Source organism: Streptococcus sp. 2022WUSS037 (genome assembly GCF_044427225.1).
GTDB lineage: Bacteria > Bacillota > Bacilli > Lactobacillales > Streptococcaceae > Streptococcus.
Window position 1 is genome coordinate 5,520 of sequence record NZ_JAOTGJ010000007.1, and the last position, 21,717, is coordinate 27,236.

The 21,717-nt window shown below is 39.8% G+C and carries 22 protein-coding genes; 19 read left to right on the plus strand and 3 right to left on the minus strand.

Features of this window, described 5'->3' with window-relative positions; all coding sequences use genetic code 11:
• Together ODU55_RS04370 and ODU55_RS04375 are read right to left on the minus strand one after the other, a co-directional pair.
• Positions 1–232 (minus strand): hypothetical protein (locus ODU55_RS04370; RefSeq protein WP_398581998.1); only part of this gene is annotated, 232 nt, incomplete at its 3' end.
• 13 nt (positions 233–245) lie between these two features.
• The gene (locus tag ODU55_RS04375) at positions 246–512 is read right to left on the minus strand and encodes a hypothetical protein (RefSeq protein WP_398581999.1); all 267 of its coding nucleotides are present in this window, start codon (positions 510–512) and stop codon (positions 246–248) included.
• Between the two features lie 201 nt (positions 513–713).
• Between ODU55_RS04375 and ODU55_RS04380 the strand changes: the two genes are divergently transcribed.
• Positions 714–1,805, plus strand: coding sequence for a cystathionine gamma-synthase (locus ODU55_RS04380; RefSeq protein ID WP_398582000.1), 1,092 nt, complete (start codon positions 714–716; stop codon positions 1,803–1,805).
• A 3-nt stretch (positions 1,806–1,808) separates the two neighbouring features.
• Complete coding sequence (locus ODU55_RS04385; protein WP_398582001.1) at positions 1,809–2,972, plus strand: MalY/PatB family protein; 1,164 nt, start codon at positions 1,809–1,811, stop codon at positions 2,970–2,972.
• Positions 2,973–3,050: 78 nt separating this feature from the next.
• On the opposite strand, the gene ODU55_RS04390 is transcribed toward ODU55_RS04385, so the two are convergent.
• Positions 3,051–3,884, minus strand: coding sequence for an AraC family transcriptional regulator (locus ODU55_RS04390; protein ID WP_398582002.1), 834 nt, complete (start codon positions 3,882–3,884; stop codon positions 3,051–3,053).
• Between the two features lie 110 nt (positions 3,885–3,994).
• Between ODU55_RS04390 and ODU55_RS04395 the strand changes: the two genes are divergently transcribed.
• The 17 genes from ODU55_RS04395 (at position 3,995) to ODU55_RS04475 (ending at position 21,715) form a co-directional block, all read left to right on the plus strand.
• Positions 3,995–6,163, plus strand: coding sequence for an alpha-galactosidase (locus tag ODU55_RS04395; protein WP_398582003.1), 2,169 nt, complete (start codon positions 3,995–3,997; stop codon positions 6,161–6,163).
• A gap of 12 nt (positions 6,164–6,175) precedes the next feature.
• A complete protein-coding gene (locus tag ODU55_RS04400) occupies positions 6,176–7,411 on the plus strand; it encodes an extracellular solute-binding protein (protein WP_398582004.1) in 1,236 nt (411 codons plus the stop codon).
• Positions 7,412–7,547: 136 nt separating this feature from the next.
• Entirely contained in the window at positions 7,548–8,420 is an 873-nt protein-coding gene (locus tag ODU55_RS04405; protein WP_332439399.1) for a sugar ABC transporter permease, read from the plus strand.
• Positions 8,421–8,430: 10 nt separating this feature from the next.
• Complete coding sequence (locus tag ODU55_RS04410; RefSeq protein WP_002937312.1) at positions 8,431–9,261, plus strand: carbohydrate ABC transporter permease; 831 nt, start codon at positions 8,431–8,433, stop codon at positions 9,259–9,261.
• A gap of 69 nt (positions 9,262–9,330) precedes the next feature.
• Positions 9,331–10,779 carry a sucrose phosphorylase gene (gene gtfA, locus ODU55_RS04415; protein ID WP_398582005.1) on the plus strand — a complete coding sequence of 483 codons (1,449 nt, stop codon included), beginning with the start codon at positions 9,331–9,333 and terminating at the stop codon, positions 10,777–10,779.
• Between the two features lie 72 nt (positions 10,780–10,851).
• The gene (locus tag ODU55_RS04420; RefSeq protein WP_398582006.1) at positions 10,852–12,468 is read left to right on the plus strand and encodes an alpha-glucosidase; all 1,617 of its coding nucleotides are present in this window, start codon (positions 10,852–10,854) and stop codon (positions 12,466–12,468) included.
• A gap of 77 nt (positions 12,469–12,545) precedes the next feature.
• Positions 12,546–13,175, plus strand: coding sequence for a uracil phosphoribosyltransferase (gene upp, locus ODU55_RS04425; RefSeq protein WP_012027487.1), 630 nt, complete (start codon positions 12,546–12,548; stop codon positions 13,173–13,175).
• Positions 13,176–13,276: 101 nt separating this feature from the next.
• Positions 13,277–13,888, plus strand: coding sequence for an ATP-dependent Clp protease proteolytic subunit (locus ODU55_RS04430; RefSeq protein ID WP_398582047.1), 612 nt, complete (start codon positions 13,277–13,279; stop codon positions 13,886–13,888).
• Positions 13,889–14,014: 126 nt separating this feature from the next.
• On the plus strand, positions 14,015–14,287 hold the full coding sequence (locus tag ODU55_RS04435) for a YlbG family protein (RefSeq protein WP_398582007.1): 273 nt from the start codon (positions 14,015–14,017) through the stop codon (positions 14,285–14,287).
• Between the two features lie 131 nt (positions 14,288–14,418).
• Positions 14,419–15,591: an ABC transporter substrate-binding protein gene (locus ODU55_RS04440; protein WP_398582008.1), complete on the plus strand. Its 1,173-nt coding sequence runs from the start codon at positions 14,419–14,421 to the stop codon at positions 15,589–15,591.
• A gap of 159 nt (positions 15,592–15,750) precedes the next feature.
• Positions 15,751–16,638 carry a branched-chain amino acid ABC transporter permease gene (locus ODU55_RS04445; protein ID WP_012027482.1) on the plus strand — a complete coding sequence of 296 codons (888 nt, stop codon included), beginning with the start codon at positions 15,751–15,753 and terminating at the stop codon, positions 16,636–16,638.
• Between the two features lie 2 nt (positions 16,639–16,640).
• On the plus strand, positions 16,641–17,588 hold the full coding sequence (locus ODU55_RS04450; protein WP_002937293.1) for a branched-chain amino acid ABC transporter permease: 948 nt from the start codon (positions 16,641–16,643) through the stop codon (positions 17,586–17,588).
• Entirely contained in the window at positions 17,588–18,352 is a 765-nt protein-coding gene (locus tag ODU55_RS04455; RefSeq protein WP_002937291.1) for an ABC transporter ATP-binding protein, read from the plus strand. Before ODU55_RS04450 ends, ODU55_RS04455 begins: the two co-directional genes overlap by 1 nt.
• Positions 18,352–19,062: an ABC transporter ATP-binding protein gene (locus ODU55_RS04460; RefSeq protein ID WP_002937288.1), complete on the plus strand. Its 711-nt coding sequence runs from the start codon at positions 18,352–18,354 to the stop codon at positions 19,060–19,062. Before ODU55_RS04455 ends, ODU55_RS04460 begins: the two co-directional genes overlap by 1 nt.
• A 236-nt stretch (positions 19,063–19,298) precedes the next feature.
• A complete protein-coding gene (locus tag ODU55_RS04465) occupies positions 19,299–20,054 on the plus strand; it encodes an epoxyqueuosine reductase QueH (protein ID WP_398582009.1) in 756 nt (251 codons plus the stop codon).
• 83 nt (positions 20,055–20,137) lie between these two features.
• A complete protein-coding gene (locus tag ODU55_RS04470) occupies positions 20,138–20,794 on the plus strand; it encodes a CBS domain-containing protein (protein WP_208546623.1) in 657 nt (218 codons plus the stop codon).
• Positions 20,795–20,887: 93 nt separating this feature from the next.
• Positions 20,888–21,715 (plus strand): hypothetical protein, encoded by an 828-nt coding sequence (locus ODU55_RS04475; RefSeq protein WP_398582010.1) that lies wholly within the window; start codon positions 20,888–20,890, stop codon positions 21,713–21,715.
• Positions 21,716–21,717 lie beyond the last annotated feature (2 nt).

The window sequence follows — 21,717 nt, forward strand, 5'->3', positions numbered from 1 at the left end:
CTATCCAACTGACAATAAAGCCAATGACCAGAAAAATCTGCCATGTTTTTTTAATCCAGCCACGTGACTTAAAGAGAGCTAGATAACCAGCATAAAGTCCGATTCCAAGCTTGAGAAAATGGATAAACCAAAACGGTCCATTTACAGCAGCATAAATCACTTGTAGGATGCAAAGAATGGAAAAGTAAAATTCCCAAGTCCGATAAAATGCTGAATTGAAGTTCTTAAACATAGTAGACTCCTTTCTACTTACCCAGCACGAATCTAAGATATATAATCAGCACAATCATTCCCAGATGCAAGATGTAGCCCATGCGAGTGAGCTCCTTTTCTTCCTTGAAGAAAAAGGTCCGAATAGCCTGGATAGTGAGGATAAGAATGGCCAATAGGGCATACCAAGTTGAATTTGGAGAACTGTCCTTAAAGAAACCGGGTAGTAAAAAACAAGTCCAGAAAACCAAGGAATAAAAGGCATTGTACCGATAGAAATGCTTGTTAAACTGAAATTTCATAAGTAATCACCTCTCTTTCTGTTATTATATCAACTTATTTGAAAGTTTTCAAATATTTATATGTAAACAAAAGCGGGTCTTGTTATAAATAAAAACTATAACAAAGCTTGCTGTTTTTCTATAAGTATTTTTGGATATTTTTCACACCAAATCTCCTATTTCATGCTAGACTAGATTGTAAGTTAGAATGGAGTAGATGTTATGACAGATTATAAGATTGATACGATTTTGGCACATACTGGCATCAATAACGATGAAAAAACTGGGGCCTTGATTTCCCCTATCCACCTTTCGACCACCTACCAACATCCCGAATTTGGTCAATCGACAGGCTTTGACTATACGCGCACCAAGAATCCGACCAGAGCTAGCTTGGAGAAAACCTTAGCTGCCATTGAAAAGGCTGACTATGCGCTCGTGACCAGTTCTGGTATGGCTGCTCTGGTCTTGCTCTTTAACGGTTTTCCTGTTGGAAGCAAGGTAGTTGCGGCGCGTGATCTCTACGGCGGCTCCTTCCGCTGGTTCAATGAGCAGGAGCTGTTGGGGCGCTTTAGCTTCACCTATGCCAACACTGAGGAGGAGCTCCTAGCTGCCATCACCGAAGAGACAGACTATGTTTTCCTTGAAACACCGACCAATCCCCTCATGGTAGAGTTTGACATTGCTAAGGTTTCGGCTGTCGCCCATGCCAAAGGTGCCAAGGTGATTGTCGATAACACTTTTTACAGCCCTATTTATCAAAATCCCCTTCTACTTGGAGCTGATGTGGTCTTGCATTCAGCAACCAAGTATCTGTCAGGGCATAATGATGTATTGGCAGGCGTGCTCATGACCAATGACCAGACCCTCTATGACAAACTCTTCTATGACCAAAATACCACAGGTCCAACCCTTTCCCCTCTAGATGCCTACCTTCTCATGCGTGGACTGAAAACCCTCTCTCTGCGTATGGAACGGGCAACGCAAAATGCCCAGAAAATTGTTGCCTACTTGCAAGCTAGCCCAGCTGTTAAGCAGGTCTATTACACGGGTAAAGGTGGCATGATTTCTGTCAAGGTAGCGGATGAAGGTCGCATTCCTCATATTCTCAATACCCTAGAGGTCTTTACTTTTGCGGAAAGTTTGGGAGGAGTAGAAAGCTTGATTACCTACCCAGCCACTCAGACCCACGCAGATATTCCAGCTGAAACCCGCCATTCTTACGGGCTAACGGATGACCTACTCCGTCTGTCAATCGGAATTGAGGATGCGGATGACTTGATTGCAGATTTAAAAACAGCCTTGGAGGGATAAGATATGACACGATATGATTTTACGACTAGACCCGATCGCTTAAGTCACCATTCAGAAAAGTGGAGGGCCAGTGAGCAGGATCCAGAACTTTTACAGCTCTGGGTTGCCGATATGGATTTTGAAGCTCTGCCCGAAATTCGCTCTGCCATTCGCCAGTATGCAGACCAACATATCTTCGGCTATCCCTACGCTAGTGATTCTCTCTATCAATCTATTATTGATTGGGAAAAAGACCAACACAGCTATGAAATCAGCAAAGAAAGTATTGTTCTGATTGAGGGAGTGGTGCCAGCCCTCTCGGTAGCTATCCAGGCTCTTACTGAGGAGGGAGATGCTGTTCTCATCAATACTCCTGTCTACCCTCCTTTTGCCCGCACGGTAAAATTGAATAATCGCCAATTGGTAACCAATTCCTTGCAGGTGGTGGACGGACAGTTCCAGATTGATTTTGAACAATTGGAGCGTGACCTTGTAGAGAAGGAAGTGAAACTCTACATTTTCTGCAACCCTCATAATCCTGGTGGTCGTGTTTGGTCCAAGGAGGAGGTAGAAAAAATTGGTCAATTGTGCCGTAAACACAAGGTTTTGCTAGTTTCAGATGAAATCCATCAAGATCTGACTCTTTATGGAAACCAGCACCACAGTTTCAACACAGTGAGTCCGGATTTTAAGGATTTTTCACTTGTTTTATCGTCTGCAACAAAAACCTTTAACATTGCAGGTACGAAAAACAGCTTTGCTATTATTGAAAATCCACAATTAAGAAAGGCTTTTACGAGAAGACAGCTGGTCAATAACCAGCATGAAATTCCAGCCATTGGCTTGATTACGACTGAAACAGCCTTTCGATATGGTCGTCCATGGTTAGAGGAATTGAAGACAGTGCTTGAGAAAAACATTGATTATATAACGGACTACCTGACCCAACATACAAAGATTAAGGTGGTAAAGCCACAAGGAACCTATCTGGTCTGGCTTGATTTTTCTGCCTATGGGTTGGAGGATAATGAATTGCATCGCAAATTGAAAGAAGAAGCCAAAGTGGTTCTCAATGATGGACAAACCTTCGGAAAGGAAGGTGTCCATCACGCCCGCCTCAATGCAGCAGCACCGTTTGAAACCATAAAAGAAGCCTGTGAACGAATTGTAGAAGTGTTTGGTAGATAATTAAAAAAGGATGTTCTGTTCCTTGTTCAGAATATCCTTTTTGCTTTTGGTGAACTTGAAATGTTTTGGTGTGTAGAATTAATGACTATGAAATTTCCGATAATCACTTGGACTCATATAATATTGGTTTTTGAATGCACTACTAAAAACCAAGGGGTCAAAGTAGCCGACAGAATTTGCGATTTCAGTGATACTAAGTTCTGGAGTAGCGAGTAGTTGACATGCATGGTTCATTTTTACTTGAACAATATAATCTTTGATAGAGTAGCCAGTTTCTTGCTTGAAAATTTTATACAAATAACTACGACTTAAGGCCAATTGCTCCGCGATTTCAGATACTTTAATAGGACTGCTATATTGACTATGTATTATTTTTATTGCGTGATGTACATAATTTTTTGCAATTGTATTGGCATCTTTTAATGCATCATTCGGGAACTCTTCAACAAGTGCTGCGAGCATTTGATTCAAATGACCGATAAGGATTAGTTCCGTAGTCATTGGAAGAGATTGATTTTTTGTATGATTGATGTCAATCATCTTTTTTAATATAGGAGAATCGAGGTTTGAATGGAGATAATATTTTTCTAGAAGTCGAGTTTGAGTCAGGATGCTTTCAGCACGTGAGCCACTGAACCCTACCCAAGTGTAGGTCCAAGGCTCTATCCCATCAGCCTGGTAAAAAATAGATTGATTTTTTGGAAGTACAAAAATATCTCCGGCAGTTAGTTCAGTCGTATCACCATTGATTGTAATCTTGCCTTTGCCATTCGTAATAAAATGAAGTACATAGTTATTTCGGATTGTTGGTCCAAATGAGTAGTTCTTATCACATTGTTCGGCACCATAATGGTCAACATTTAGGTCAAAATTATGGCTGTCAAGCTCATTATAATTATTCAGAATATTCATTTCCATCCTCCATAGGAAACATTATAACATATTAATGATACAAAAGACCATTAATTAAAGCGCTCTCATTCTATAAAATAAAGTATGTAAAGGAGACAGGAGAGAAGAACATGATTCAATACTTAGAAGAAAATCGCTTGTTCCACCTACAAACTAGAGAGTTTTCATACATTATTCAAATTTTGGAAACGGGAGATTTAGTTCACAGATATTTTGGTAAAAAGGTTAAACATTTTAGTTCTGGAAATAAAATCACATATCTAGATCGATCCTTTTCACCTAGTCCAATTTCTGGAAACAGGACATACTCTATGGATACCTTACAACAGGAATATTCTAGTAATGGTTTAGGTGATTTCCGCACAGCTGCAATTGACTTGAGAAATGAATTTGGTGTAGCCTTGGATTTAAAGTATAAGGCACACAGAATAAAGAAAGGCAAACAAGCACTTGAAGGATTACCTTCTAGTTTTGCTGATGAGGACGAGGTAGATAGTCTAGAGATTGATCTCTATGATCAGCTAACAGACATTACGGTGACTCTTCAGTACAGTGTGTTTGAGGACGCGAATTATCTTAGCCGTTCTACAACCATTCAAACAGGTCAATTTCCAACAAAAATCGAAAAGGCTTTGTCTTTTACACTTGATTTTCCACACAAAGATTTTGTTGTACATAGCCTAGCGGGCAGATATGGATTTGAAAAGGAGTGGACACAGACACCCTTAACCAAGGGGAAATTTTCCATTGGAAGTATTCGAGGAGCCTCAAGTCATTCAAAAACACCATTCATAGCACTCGCGGACCCTGCTGTAACCGAAGACAGTGGTCATGTCTACGCTGCTCAATTAGCATATAGTGGAAATTTCACTGGATTTGTTGAAGTGACACCTTTAGAGACCTGTCGTTGGGGCATGGGATTGAATGATGAGCAATTTTGTTGGGAATTAGGACAACATTCACGTTTCCAAACACCAGAAGTCCTCTTATCATTCACTGATAAAGGGTTGACTGGCATGACACAAGATAGTCACGAGTTCATAAAAAATCATATTGTGGCTTCGAAGTTTAGCCATCAAGAACGCCCGATCCTCATTAATAACTGGGAAGGGACCTATTTCGATTTTACTGAAGATAAGATCGTAGGGATGGCGAAATCGGCAAGTCAAGTTGGAGTAGAACTTTTTGTACTAGATGATGGTTGGTTTGGAAAACGAAATCATGATGAATGTTCATTGGGTGATTGGAAAGTCAATTTGGATAAGTTGCCAAATGGTTTGACTGGCTTAGCAGAGCGAATAAACGGGCTTGGTATGCAATTCGGACTGTGGTTTGAACCGGAGATGATTTCTGTAGATAGTGATCTCTATCGGAAACATCCAGATTGGGCCATCCATATTGATGGGAGGAAACCGATTTTCAGTAGAGAACAATTGGTGCTGGATCTGACCAGGTCAGAAGTTTGTGATTATATTATCGAATCAGTCTCAAATATATTGGAGTCAGCTCCGATCAGCTATGTAAAATGGGATATGAATCGCAATATTACGAGTATGTCGCCATATTATGCAAATGATCAACGATTTGAATTCCATCATCGCTATATTTTAGGGCTATATCGTGTATTGGACACCCTTACAAAGCGTTTTCCTGACATCTTATTTGAATCCTGTGCTGGTGGCGGTGGCCGAAATGATTTAGGTTTACTCTATTACATGCCACAGGCTTGGGCTAGTGATAATACAGATGCCATTGGTCGACTTTCTATCCAAGAAGGGACTAGTTTGATTTTACCTGCTTCTTCTATGGGAGCACACGTGTCGGCTGTTCCAAACCATCAAGTCGGTCGCATTACGCCACTTGCCACACGTGGGAATGTCGCCATGATGGGAGGAGCCTTTGGGTACGAGCTGGATTTAACGAAACTTTCTCAAGTGGAATTGGATGAAATTCGTCAGCAAGTTCAAACCTTCAAATCCATTCGCTCAACAGTTCAGGAAGGCTTGCTCTATCGCTTGAAAAAAACAAGCAATACCTGGGCTGCCAATTATGTCAATAAAGATAAAAGTCAAGCGGTATTCACCTTTGTTAAGATACTGGCTCAATCAGAAGCTCCGCTTTTACAAGTTCAATTAAAAGGACTTGATTCAGATGCCTTGTATGAATGCCCACAATTAGGAGAGACATTCTACGGGGATGAATTGATGAACATTGGGCTTACTATGCCACATGTTCAAAAAGATTATTTTAGTGTACAATATATTTTTAACAAAATCTAGGAGGATTTTATAATGAAAATGAAAACATTTTTAAAATGTGCGTCCGTCTGTGCTTTTGCCAGCTTCTTGGTTGCCTGTGGGAATGCAGGTAGCAGTGATAAAGTAGAAATTGAATATTTCTCACAAAAACCTGAAATGCAAGCAACTCTTCAAGAAATTATTGATGAATTTGAAAAAGAAAATCCTACGATTGATGTTAAATTTTCAAATGTACCAGATGCAGGAACTGTTCTGAAAACCCGTATGGCAAATAACGAAGCGCCAGATGTCATCAACATTTATCCACAAAATGCGGACTTCAAAGCATATGCAGCAGATGGTCGTTTCCTAGAAATTGGTGATGATGCAGGTCTCAGTCATCTAAAAGATGGTGCTGTAACGCCTTATCTTGTTAACGAAAAAAATTACACCCTTCCTTTGACTGCGAATGCTTATGGTATTTACTATAATAAAGATAAATTCAAAGAGTTGGGGCTTGAAGTTCCTACTACCTATGCAGAATTTGTAGCTTTGGTAGACAAAATCAAAGCAGACGGTAGTGCAGCACCATTTGCCCTTTCATTGAATGATGCTTGGTCATTGAACGGCTACCATCAGTTAGCTTGGGTAACTGTTGCGGGTGGATTTGATGGGGCAGAAGATATTCTGATTCGCAGTGCAAAGGGTGCGATTCAAGATGATGCTACAACAAAAGCTGTCTTAGAACGCTTGCAACTGTTGACAGATAATGGTCAAAAAGGTGCAACTGGAGCCCTCTATGCAGATGCAGTGGCAGCTTTTGCGGCAGGAGATGCTCTCATGCTTCCACAAGGTACATGGGCAGCTACAGCTGTTAACCAACAAGAACCAGAATTTGAATATGGTATGTTTACCTTCCCTGGTGATAAAGAAGGTGGCGACTATACCATCGGTGCAGCAGACCTTGCTCTATCTATTTCCGCAGATACAGAGCACCCAGAAGAGTCTAAAAAATTCCTAGAATACCTCTCTCGTCCAGAAGTGATGCAAAAATACTATGATGTAGATGGCTCACCAACTTCAGTTGAAGGTGTAGATACAGAAGGCAAGTTTGAAGAAACTGCTGGAGTTACACAATATGCCTTCACTGACAAACACGTAGTTTGGTTGCAATCTGAATGGGAATCAGAAGAAGAGTTCTGGAATATCACTGTTGAAATGGTTAAAAATCCAAACTCAGCAGAATTAGTGAAAAAACTGAATGCATTCTTTGACCCAATGAAAAAATAATTCAAGAAAACTATAAGGAGGGCTAGATTAGCCTAGCTCTTCTTTATAGTTGCTTAGGGTCAGTTTGAATCCCCCTTACCACTCCATTCAAACTGACCCTAAGCAACTATACATATTTTCAAAAAGGAGTACCATGATGAATCAAAAAGGATTTATTGCCAAATACTGGCCTTATCTATTTGTTGCCATACCAATTGGACTACAGTTAATCTTTTTCTTCTATCCTCTATTTACAGGTATCTATTATAGCTTGACGGATTGGAATGGATTGACATCGGATTTTAGTTTAATTGGTATTCAAAACTATCTAGACATCTTAAAAAATCCTGATTTTTATACGTCCATGACTTTTACCATTATCTTCACTATCGGTCTAGTCATCGGAGAAATTGTTATAGGGATTTGGTTGGCGACTTTGCTCAATCGTAAGATAAAGGCAGTTGGTTTCTTTAGAACCTGGTATTTCTTCCCGGCGGTGCTATCCACAGTCACTTTAGGATTGATTTTTGTCCAATTGTTCAACTATGGTTTCACACAAATTGGTGAGATTCTGCATATTGATTGGTTGATGGAAAACTTATTGGTCCAAGAAAATACTGTTATTCCAGCTGTACTTTTTGTGGCTCTCTGGCAAGGGTTGGCGATGCCAGTCATCATCTTCTTGTCTGGTTTACAAAGTATCCCAGAAGATGTTAAGGAAGCTGCTGCTATTGATGGTGCGACTCGTTCTCAACAGTTCTTCAACATTGAGCTTCCATTCTTATTGCCATCTATCAGTATGGTTTTCATCTTGGCTATGAAATCAGGTTTGACAGCATTTGACCTTATCTTTGCATTGACGAGTGGTGGCCCAGATGGCAAAACAGAATCCTTGGGTTTACTCGTATATAATTATGCATTTGTAGACAACAAATTCTCTTATGCCAATGCATTGGCTGTAGTACTCTTCATCTTCATTATTGTCATCTCATTGATTCAGATGAGAATTTCGAAGAAATTTGAAATTTAGGAGGACTGTCATGAATACTCAAAAACAGAAAAATTGGTGGGTCTATCTCGTGCTCTTCAGCGGTATTCTCTTCATGTTTATTCCGCTACTTGTGACGATTATTAGTTCATTCAAACCTACAAAGGAAATCACGAGCAATTTCTTTGGTCTTCCTGAAAATTTCACCTTAAACAACTACGAACGCTTGTTTAACGATGGGATTGTACAATATTTTGGCAATTCTGCCTTGATTACGATTGTTGCTGTTGGCTTGATTCTACTTGTTATTCCAATGGCAGCTTTCGCCGTAGCCCGTCAAATGAAACGCCAGACAGTGTTTAACTTTATCTACTTTTTCTTGATTATTGGGATTTTTGTACCTTTCCAGGTGATTATGCTCCCAATGACCAAATTAATGTCAAGCCTTGGTTTGAACAATATTGTCGGTTTGATTATTCTATATTTGACCTATGCAGTTCCTCAGGCACTCTTCCTCTACGTCGGCTATATTAAAACCATTGTTCCTGAGGAAATGGATGAGGCAGCAGCTATTGATGGCTGTGATAAATTTACCATGTACTGGAAAATCATTTTCCCACTCATGAAACCCATGCATGCAACGGTTTTGATTATCAATGCCCTCTGGGTCTGGAACGATTTCCTCTTGCCTTTACTAGTATTGAACCGTGATCAAAGCATGTGGACTTTACCACTTTTCCAATACAACTATCAAGGCATGTATTTCAGTGATTATGGACCATCATTTGCATCCTATGTGGTGGGAATTATTCCAATCCTACTTGTCTACCTCATCTTCCAAAAACATATTATTTCAGGTATGACGAGTGGTTCTGTCAAATAAATCGAAAGGTTGACTTGTTCAACCTTTTCTAACAACGAAAAAAGAAAAGGCTTACGAAGGAGAAAATCTATGAAAATTAAAAATCAAGCGATGTTGATTACTTATTCTGATAGTTTAGGAAAAAATCTCAAGGATTTGAAAAAAGTTCTTGAGGGGCCATTAAAGGATGTTGTGGGAGGTATCCATATTCTGCCGTTTTTCCCATCATCAGGTGACCGTGGGTTTGCACCAATGGATTATACAAAGGTAGACCCTGCATTTGGAGACTGGTCAGATATTGAAGCATTGAGTAAGGACTATTATCTGATGTTCGATTTTATGATCAATCATATTTCTGCAAAATCTCCCTATTTCCTTGATTTTCTTGAAAAGAAAGACGATTCAGCTTATGCGGATTTGTTTATTCGCTATAAAAACTTTTGGCCTAATGGTGAGCCAACGCAAGAAGATGTTGATTTGATATACAAACGCAAACCTCGTGCTCCATATCGAATTGCAACATTTGCTGATGGTAGCGAGGAGAAGGTATGGTGTACCTTTGATGAGCAGCAGATTGATTTAGATGTGACAACGGAGACAACCCGTCGTTTCATCCAAGAAAATTTGGAACAGTTGGCAGAACATGGTGCTTCGATTATTCGCTTGGACGCCTTTGCTTATGCCAATAAAAAAATAGGAACCAACTGTTTCTTTGTAGAGCCTGATATTTGGGAAATGCTCCATTTTCCACGTCAGTTATTGGCACCAAAAGATGTAGAAATCCTACCAGAAATTCATGAACACTACACCATTCAGCAAAAGATTGCGGAACAGGATTATTATGTTTATGACTTTGCCTTGCCAATGCTGGTTCTCCACGCTTTGTATTCTGGTCATGTCAATCGTCTGGTTCACTGGATGGAGATTTGCCCTCGCAAGCAATTTACAACTCTTGATACACATGATGGAATCGGTGTTGTGGACGTTAAGGATTTGCTGACGGATGAAGAGACAGAGGAAACGCGTGAAGCCTTGTATGCACAAGGTGCTAATGTGAAGAAAATTTATAGTACAGAAGCCTATAATAATTTGGATATTTATCAGATTAACTGTACTTATTATTCTGCCCTTGGCAATAACGATCAAGCTTACCTATTAGCGCGTGTTCTTCAATGTTTTGCACCAGGTATTCCACAGATTTACTATGTTGGCTTACTTGCAGGCGAAAATGATATTGAACTTTTAGAATCAAGCAAGGAAGGCCGCAATATCAATCGCCATTACTATGATTTGGAAGAAATTGAGTACGAAGTACAACGGCCAGTTGTACAATCCTTATTCAAACTCCTTAAATTCCGCAATACAAGTCCAGCTTTCGACGGAGAGTTCTCTGTTAAGATGCTGGATGAAACAAGTATGGAAATTTTCTGGAATAATCAAGATGCAGGGGTGTCAGCCCGTCTAACAGCAAACCTAAAAGAAAAAACCTTTGAAATTGTTGAAATAGAAGAGGGCAAAATTACCACAATTGAATTATAATATGATTATATAGAAAGAAAGAGGATTCCACTTTTTCTTGCGTAAATTAGATTGTACAGAAAGGTTCAATACATGTCAGAAATACATAAAACAGATTGGTGGAAGAAGTCCGTCATTTACCAAATTTACCCTCGTAGCTTTCAAGATTCGAATGGAGATGGGATAGGAGATATTCGAGGGATTATCAGCCGATTAGATTATCTTCACGAGCTAGGAATTGATGCTATTTGGCTCAGTCCTGTTTATCAGTCTCCCATGGATGACAATGGTTACGACATCAGTGACTACCAAGGAATTGCTCCAGAATTTGGGACCATGGAAGATATGGAAGAGCTGATTGCAGAAGGCCATAAGCGCAATATCAAAATAATCATGGATTTGGTGCTCAACCATACCTCGGATGAACATTTCTGGTTTCAAGAAGCCCTCAAAGGACCAGATAATCCCTATTATGATTATTATGTTTGGGCTGATGAGCCGAATGAATTACGCTCGACCTTTTCAGGCTCTGCTTGGGAATACGTTCCACATCTGAACAAATACTATCTCCACCAATTCTCTGTTAAGCAACCGGATTTGAACTGGAAAAATCCTGCTCTGAAACAAGAAATCTGGGACATGATCAATTTTTGGATTGAAAAAGGTGTCGGTGGTTTCAGGCTAGATGTGATTGATTTGATAGGAAAAGAACCGGAAAAATTAATTACAGCCGATGGACCGACTCTCCATCCTCTTATTCAGGAATTAAATGAGCAAACCTTCGGTGCTTACGATTTAGTGACTGTTGGGGAAACATGGAGTGCCAATCCAGAAAATGCTCAGTTATATTCGCATCCTGATCGAAAAGAATTTTCGATGATTTTCCAATTTGAACACGTAGGACTTGATCAGCAGGAAGGGAAAGAAAAATGGGATTTGGCACCGCTTGATCCAGCTCGTTTGCATAAGGTTCTATCCAAATGGCAGACTGAACTGGTTGGTAAAGGCTGGAACTCACTTTTCTGGAATAACCACGATTTACCTCGTGCCATTTCTCGCTTCGGTGATGATCGACCTGCATTTCGTGAACTAAGTGGTAAAATGTTGGCTATTTATCTTCACTTTATGTCAGGTACACCTTATATCTACCAAGGTGAGGAAATTGGTATGATTAATACACCGATTACGGATATTAGCCAAGCGGACGATATTGAAACACGTCGCATGTATGCGGAACGGATTGAAAATGGCTTCACCAAGGAGGAATTGATTACTTCTATAAATGCCAAAGGTCGTGATAATGCTCGCCGTCCAATGCAATGGACAGGAGCAGAAGGAGCGGGCTTCAGTACAGGTCAAGCCTGGCTGGCTTTGGGAGATACTGTCAAAGACATCAACGTTGAAAAAGCACTGGCAGACAAACAATCGCTTTTCTATACCTATCAAAAATTAATCGCTCTTCGGAAAGAGTATCCTTGTATGTCTGAAGGAAAATATGAAGTGATGGAGACTGGAAATAGCTTGGTAATGGCCTACCGTAAATATGATGAACAGGATGATTTCATCATTCTGGTGAATTTCACGAGTGATGAGCAAGCATTTGACGTATCAAGCGAGGGATATTCCTTGTTTATGCATAACTACGATGAAGCTGCATTTTTGGATAGACAATTATTGAGACCATATGAGGCAATCGTTCTCAAAAAATAAATTCCTTTTCTTTTCCCATGCTTTTTTCATGATTTTTTGGTAAAATGGAAAAAACAAAAAAGAGAGGTTTTATCATCATGGGTAAATTCCAAGTCATTTCACACCCACTCATTCAGCACAAGTTGTCAATCCTTCGTCGCACATCGACTTCTACTAAGGATTTTCGTGAGTTGGTAAATGAAATCGCAATGCTAATGGGTTACGAAGTTTTGCGTGACTTGCCACTTGAAGATGTGGAGATTGAAACGCCAATCACTAAAACAGTTCAGAAACAAATTGCAGGTAAAAAATTAGCTATCGTACCAATTCTTCGTGCAGGTGTTGGTATGGTTGATGGTTTGCTAAGCTTGGTACCAGCAGCTAAAGTTGGTCACATCGGTATGTACCGCGATGAAGAAACCCTTCAACCCGTTGAGTATCTTGTGAAATTACCAGAAGATATTGATCAACGTCATATTTTTGTAGTTGACCCAATGCTTGCTACAGGTGGTTCAGCTATTCTTGCAGTTGATTCATTGAAAAAACGTGGTGCTTCAAATATCAAATTTGTTGCTCTTGTTTCAGCTCCAGAAGGTGTAAAAGCTCTTCAAGATGCACATCCAGACATTGATATTTACACAGCAGCTTTGGATGAAAAACTCAATGAAAAAGGCTACATCGTACCAGGTTTGGGAGATGCAGGTGACCGCTTGTTCGGTACAAAATAATTGATTAAAAGGAATCAGCTCTGCTGGTTTCTTTTTCATTTCCTGAAATCGTGTTTTTTATTTGACCAATTTTGACTATTCATATATAATGGGTACAGAAAATCTCGAAAAGGAGTAATTTTATGATTCCAGTAGTTATTGAACAAACTAGCCGTGGTGAGCGCTCGTATGATATTTATTCCCGTTTGCTCAAGGATCGCATTATCATGTTGACAGGACCAGTTGAGGACAACATGGCTAATTCGATTATTGCACAATTGCTTTTCCTTGATGCCCAAGATCCTACAAAGGATATTTACCTCTATGTTAATACGCCAGGAGGATCGGTGTCAGCAGGTCTTGCCATTGTAGACACGATGAATTTCATTAAAGCTGATGTTCAAACCATCGTTATGGGAACAGCTGCGAGCATGGGAACCATCATTGCATCAAGCGGTGCCAAGGGCAAACGTTTCATGTTGCCAAATGCAGAGTACATGATTCACCAACCGATGGGTGGAACAGGTGGTGGCACTCAGCAAACAGACATGGCTATTGCAGCAGAACACCTATTAAAAACACGTAATAAGCTAGAAAAAATCTTGGCAGATAATTCAGGTAAGACAGTCAAGCAAATCCATAAGGATGCAGAACGTGATTACTGGATGTCAGCAGAAGAAACCTTGACTTACGGATTTATTGACCAGATTATGGACAATACAAAAGTCAAATAAGCAGTGACAAATATGTAATAACACTGACTATTCCTATTAGCTCCAACTCTTTTACAGGTAGTTGGAGCTTTTCATTTATCATTGAAAACGGTATAATATAGAAAGAGAATTTTTAGAGGAGAAGACATGTTTGAGAAGAAAAATCGCACTTGCTTAACTGTCTATTTACACTACAATCGTGATGCACGTAAACTCAGCCAATATGGAGATATTGTTTACCATTCCAAACGATTGCGATATGTTTTGGTGTATATGGATCAAGAACTAGTAGCAACTACCATATTAAAATTGAAAAAGGAACGTTTTGTAAAAAAAGTGGTTCCTTCGTACATTAAGGAATTAGACCAAAACTTTGTAGGTAATCTATGGAGAGATGAAGAACCATCAGTCGCAGGATAGTCGGAATTAGCAGGGGATACATACCTGCTAATTTTTTATTTTAAAAATTTTTTCTTTTTTTGTTGACAATTTTCAGATAATTCAGTATATTAGATACATCGTAAAATTTAAGAAAGATTTAAGGAGTTTTCATGAAAACAAGAAAATTTGCAGTAGCGCTTGCTACATTTGCCTCTGCAGCTCTACTTGCTGCATGTGGTAATGTTTCGACAACCAATACTTCAGCCGCAGGTTCTTCTGTAGGTGATACATTTAAAATCGGCTACAACTTGGAGTTGTCAGGTGCTGTTTCATCTTATGGTCAAACAGAGGAAAAAGGTGCCAACCTTGCTGTGAAAGAAATCAATGCTGCGGGTGGTATTGACGGCAAAAAAATCGAAGTGATCACAAAAGACAACAAGTCTGAAACAGCAGAGGCAGCTACTGTTGCAACAAGCTTGGCAAGTGAAGGGGCAAACGTTGTGATTGGCCCTGCTACATCAGGAGCTTCAGCAGCCTCAATTCCTGCATTGACTTCAGCAGGAGTTCCAATGATTACACCTTCAGGAACTCAAACAAACTTGGTTGTTAATGACAAAGGTGAAGTTCAAGATTACTTCTTCCGTACAACCTTTACAGATGGATACCAAGGTCAAATTATGGCTAAATACGCTACTGAGAACTTGTCAGCTAAGAAAGTTGTTCTTTACTTTGACAACTCTTCTGATTATGGTAAGGGTGTAGCAGAGGCTTTCAAGAAGGCTTACAAAGGAGAAATCGTTTCAGAAATCACATTTGCTTCTGGCGATAAGGATTTCCAAGCTGCTTTGACAAAATTGAAAGATAAAGAATTTGATGCCATCATCATGCCTGGTTACTACAATGAAACAGGTACAATCGTGAAACAAGCTCGTGGTCTTGGTCTTAACCAACCAATTCTTGGTTCAGATGGTTTCGATTCACCACAATTCACTGAATTGGCAACAGCTTCAGCAGCTTCAAACGTTTACTACCTTTCAGCTTTCGTAACTTCAGCAAGCGATAAAGCTAAAGCATTCTACGATGCATATAAGAAAGAATACAACGAAGAGCCTTCAATGTTCTCAGCATTGGCGTATGACTCAGTTTACATGGCAGCTAAAGCAGCAGAAGGTGCAGCAGATTCAAAAACAATTAAAGACAACCTTGCAGCTTTGAAAGATTTCGAAGGTGTAACGGGTACAATGTCTATTGATAAAGAGCACAACGTTGTGAAATCAGTATATGTAGTTGGTTTGACAAACGGTGAGCAATCATCTGTTGATACTGTTTCTATTTCAGAATAATCGAGTGGGCTGGTTTTTCCAGCCTTCTCTGCTTTTTCAGGATAGAAAACGTTTAAGGATTATTAAAAAATATCAAGTAACTTGCTTATTTTCAGAAAATTTTGTATAATGTAACAATGCTATTGAGCTCGAAAAATATTTAGAAAGATTGGTGAACCTATGCTTCAACAACTTGTCAATGGTTTGATTCTTGGTTCTGTTTATGCCCTTTTGGCCCTTGGTTATACCATGGTGTACGGAATTATCAAACTCATTAACTTCGCCCATGGTGATTTGTATATGATGGGTGCTTTTATGGGGTACTTCCTATTAAATAATTTAACTTTTATTGCAGATGGTGGAACGCGTTTCTTTGTTGCTCTCATTCTAGCGATGGTAGGGACGGCTATTCTCGGTGTCGTTATAGAGTTTTTAGCCTATCGTCCTTTGCGTAATTCAACGCGTATAGCAGCTTTGATTACGGCTATCGGTGTATCCTTCTTCTTGGAATACACTATGATTAAATTCTTTACAGCAGACGTAAAAGCCTTTCCACAAGCAATCGAAGCTGTGACTTTTAACCTTGGTCCAGTTTCTGTTACCAATATCCAGTTGATAATTCTTGGTGTATCGCTTGCGTTGATGGTCGCTCTTCAATTAATTGTCAAACGTACAAAAATGGGGAAAGCCATGCGTGCGGTCTCTGTAGATAGCGATGCAGCTCAGCTTATGGGGATCAATGTAAACCGTACAATCAGCTTTACTTTTGCTCTTGGGTCAGCTCTTGCGGGTGCTGCGGGTGTTCTCCTAGGTCTCTACTACAACCAGATTGAGCCTTTGATGGGTATGACCCCAGGTTTGAAAGCCTTTGTAGCGGCAGTATTGGGTGGTATCGGTATTATTCCAGGTGCTGCGCTTGGTGGCTTCGTCATCGGTATCATCGAAACATTTACCTATGTAATTGAATTCGATACTTTCCGTGATGCGATCGTATATACTGTTTTGATCATCATCCTCTTGGTGCGTCCAAGTGGTATTCTTGGTAAAAATGTGAAAGAGAAGGTGTAACCATGAAGCAAAATTTAAAAGTTAATGCGATTTGGTTGGCTATCTTATTGGCTGGTTTTGGGCTTATTCAAGGTCTTGTATCAGCAGGGATTCTGAATTTTTACTACATCCAGATTGTTCAGCAAATCGGTATTCAAATTATCTTGGCAGTTGGTTTAAACTTGATTGTTGGTTTCTCAGGTCAATTTTCACTTGGTCATGCTGGTTTTATGGCTATTGGTGCTTATGCAGTAGGTATTCTTGGGAAAATGATGCCAACTTATGGTGGATTTGCTATCGCCTTGATTGTTGGGATGTTAATCTCAGGTGCAGTGGCTCTTTTAGTTGGTATTCCAACCCTTCGTTTGAAAGGTGACTACCTTGCAATTGCGACTCTTGGTGTTGCAGAGATTATTCGTATTTTAATTATCAATGGTGGTAGTGTAACGAATGGTGCAGCAGGTATTATGTCTATTCCACTCTTTACAAGCTGGCCTTTAGTTTATATTTTTGTAATCATCACAACTTTGGTGACAGTTAACTTTTTGCGCAGTCCGATGGGACGTGCTACAATTTCTGTTCGTGAGGATGAAATTGCGGCAGAATCTGTAGGTGTCAATCCAACATTTGTGAAAGTTTCAGCCTTTGTATTTGGTGCCATGACGGCAGCCATTGCAGGTGGTCTCCATGCAGGATACGTTGGGACAATTGTTCCGAAAGACTTTGCCTTTATGACCTCCGTTAACGTTTTGATTATCATTGTATTGGGTGGTTTGGGCTCTATCACAGGTACCTTTGTAGCAGCCATTGTACTTGGTATTTTGAACGTATTTCTCAAGAGTTACTCTGATATTTCTATGATTATTTACTCTCTGGCCCTTATCCTTTTGATGATTTTCCGTCCTGGAGGTCTTTTGGGAACTAAGGAATTCAGCGTAGCAGCTCTACTCAAGAAGAAGGAGGTTAAGTAATGGCATTACTTGAAGTAAAAGATTTAACCAAGAACTTCGGTGGCCTGACTGCCGTTGGTGATGTGACCATGGAACTTCATGAAGGGGAATTGGTTGGTCTTATCGGTCCAAATGGTGCTGGTAAAACGACTCTTTTCAACCTCTTGACAGGTGTTTATGAGCCAAGCGAGGGGACAATTTCTCTTGCAGGGACTATTTTGAACGGTAAAGCACCATCAAAAATTGCTTCGCTTGGTCTTGGTCGTACTTTCCAGAACATTCGTTTATTCAAAAATATGACCGTTTTGGAAAATGTTTTGATTGGTCTTGGCAACCATGGTAAATCAGAAGTATTTGCAAGTTTCTTCCGTCTTCCAGCATTCTATAAGAATGAAGAAGCGTTGAAAACAAAAGCGATTGAACTTTTGAAAATCTTCGATTTGGATGGAGATGCAGATACATTAGCTAAAAACCTTCCTTACGGTCAACAACGACGTTTGGAAATCGTTCGTGCCCTTGCGACTGAACCAAAAATTCTTTTCTTGGATGAACCAGCGGCTGGTATGAACCCACAAGAAACGGCGGAATTGACCCAACTTATCCGTAAGATCAAAGAAGAATTTGGCATTACTATCATCTTGATCGAACACGATATGAGCTTGGTTATGGAAGTGACGGAGCGTATATACGTATTGGAGTACGGTCGGTTGATTGCCCATGGTACACCAGAAGAAATTCGTAATAACAAGCGTGTAATTGAAGCCTACCTTGGAGGTGAAGCTTAATGGCAATGTTAGAAGTAAAAAATCTTTCCGTTAACTACGGTGTTATCGAAGCTGTTAAAGATGTTAGCTTTGAGGTTAATGAAGGTGAAGTTGTAACACTTATCGGCGCTAATGGTGCTGGTAAAACCTCTATCCTTCGTACTATTTCAGGACTTGTTCGTCCATCAGCTGGAACGATTTCTTTCCTTGGAAATGAGATTCAAAAAGTTCCTGCTCGTAAAATCGTAGCGGACGGTTTATCACAAGTTCCAGAAGGTCGTCATGTTTTTGCAGGCTTGACTGTTATGGAAAACTTGGAAATGGGTGCCTTCCTTCGTAACAATCGTGAAGAAAACCAAGCAAACTTGAAAAAAATCTTTGCTCGTTTTCCACGTTTGGAAGAACGTAAAAACCAGGATGCAGCTACCCTTTCAGGTGGTGAGCAACAGATGTTGGCCATGGGACGTGCCCTAATGAGCCAACCAAAGCTCTTGCTCCTTGATGAACCATCAATGGGCTTGGCTCCAATCTTTATCCAAGAAATTTTTGATATCATCCAAGATATCCAAAAACAAGGAACAACTGTCCTCTTGATTGAGCAAAATGCCAACAAAGCTCTCGCTATTGCAGATCGTGGCTATGTTCTAGAAACAGGAAAAGTTGTCCTCTCAGGAACAGGAAAAGAACTCCTCGCATCAGAAGAAGTCAAAAAAGCATATCTGGGTGGCTAAAATGAGGCTGACGCCTCATTTTAGGTTGGAAATGAGAACCGCTGGTAAGCGGTTTTCTTTATAAGTGGGTTACCCCACGTTTTAAGTTGGAGACGAGAGCCGCTGGCAGGCGTTTTTCTTTATATCAAGGTCCGAGGGACCTTTTTAGGTGGAAATGGGGAGCGTTCTCTCATGTTATTACTATCTATGCAGTGGTCTTCAAATATAGTATAATGAATGTATATTTGGAGGTTTGTATGATTAAAGTTGAAGAGATTTTATCGACTCTATCACCGAATCAAAAGGTTAACTATGATAAAGTGTTTCAAAAAATGGCAAGCACGTGGCAGGAAGCGGGGCTTCGACCGAAAATTCTCATGCATGTCTGTTGTGCACCATGCTCGACCTATGCATTGGAGTACTTGACTCAATATGCAGATGTAACCATCTATTTTGCGAATTCCAATATTCATCCAAAGGCGGAGTACCAGCGGCGGGCAGCCGTGACGGCCCAGTTTGTCAAAGAATTTAATCAGAAAACTGGACAGTCGGTAGGCTACCTAGAAGCTGACTATAGCCCTCAGGAATTTTTCAAGAAAACCCAGCATCTCGCCAATGAGCCAGAGGGAGGAGATCGGTGTAAGGTTTGCTATGATTATCGGTTGGATAAGACTGCGGAGAAGGCAGTTGAGCTTGGTTTTGACTATTTTGGTTCGGCTTTGACAATCAGTCCACATAAGAATTCGCAGACCATCAATGCTGTTGGGATTGAGGTGCAGAAATTATACGATACCCAGTATCTTCCGAGTGACTTTAAGAAAAACGGAGGCTATCAGCGTTCAGTTCAAATGTGTGAAGAGTATGACATTTATCGCCAGTGCTATTGTGGATGTGTCTATGGAGCCAATGCCCAAGGTGTCAATCTCGTACAGGTAAAAAAAGAAGCTTTGGAATTTTTAAAAACGCACAGAGATTATTCCCATATTCCTTTCAAGGTACTATATAAGAATTGATTTTCATTTCTTTTCATTAAATATTGAAATCGTTTTCGGATTTGTGGTATAATAAAGTATGATTTACCAAAGGAGGAAGTCCTATGTCTGTTAAAGATTTTATGACCCGTAAAGTTGTTTATATTTCACCAGATACAACCATTGCACACGCTGCAGATATTATGCGTGAACAGGATTTGCACCGTCTACCTGTTATTGAAAATGATAAGTTGGTTGGTTTGGTCACTGAGGGAACGATCGCAGAAGCTAGTCCATCGAAAGCAACTAGCCTATCTATTTACGAGATGAACTACCTTTTGAATAAGACTAAGGTCAAGGATGTGATGATTAAGGATGTTATTACAGTCTCAGGTTACGCTAGTCTTGAAGATGCTGCTTATCTCATGTATAAAAACAAAGTGGGGATTCTTCCAGTTGTTGATAACGGTCAACTGTATGGGGTCATTACTGATCGTGATATTTTTGCAGCTTTTCTTCATGTCTCAGGTTATGGAGAGGAAGGAGTACGCGCTCGGTTCCTTGTTGAAAATAAGGCAGGGGAGTTAGAAAAAATTATTCGATTGGTGGCAGATAAGGATTATAATATTGTATCTACTGTACAACTTGCTACCAAGTCTGGAAAAGTTGTCATCGAAGTACAGATTGACGGAAAAGTTGATGTTGAAGAAGTTCGAACTCTTTTCGAGGGTGCAGGTATCCAAGTGGATAGCTTGGTTCCGACTGTTGCTAAAAATATTTAAAAACCGAGATTTCTCGGTTTTTTTCTTTAGCTATCATTCTAGTATTTTAGGGGAATGTGATATAATAAAGTATATCACGTATGAGGAGGCTCTATGGGGCACAAATATAAAAGGTATAAGAAATATGGTAAAAATAATTCAGGACTTGTGGCCCTCCTTGTTTTATTGGCAATCGGTTTTGTCATGAGTTTCTGGTATATCTTATTGCCCATTGGACTTTTAATTGGCTATTTTTACAAGAGAGAGGCTATCCAGCGTTTTTTGAATAGAGATTCTATAAAACGCTTGCAGGTATTAGCGCTATCTATTCGTTCGGGCTATGAAAAGCATCAAGAGCTCTTGGTGGAAAAGGGTGAGGATAAGGTTGTGTTACAGTTGCGAAGCAGACTGTTAGGACAATTATTTGAATTAGATCAGCTCTATCAAAAAGTTGGAAAATATCTGAATGGATATGAAAGTAAAGAAGTTGTAGATACCTTGCAACTAAAATATCATTTAAAACTGCCAGAAGCTAAAACAGAAGAAAATACTGACACACAGGTTTCTACTGGTGGTAATGCAGTGATGGATGAACAAGGCATGATAGCGGATTTAGCTCCTGAAATTCTAGAAACCTACTGTAATATTCAAAGAGACAATCTTGTTATTCTTGAAAAGTTGGAAAAGGCGACAGATAAGAGGGAAGAATTGACAGCTATCCATGAGGCCAATATGAGTCGGTTTAACGATATTTTACAGGGCTATTTGAAAATCAAAAAATCACCGAAAGATTATTTCAACGCAGAAGAACGATTGGTGCAGGCAAAATCAGCCATGGAAATTTTTGATAAGGATTTGGATGATACCATCAAACAATTTAACGAAGCGGATATGAAAGATTTTGAAGTCAGTCTGCGTATGATGAAAAGAGAAGAGGAATAGAG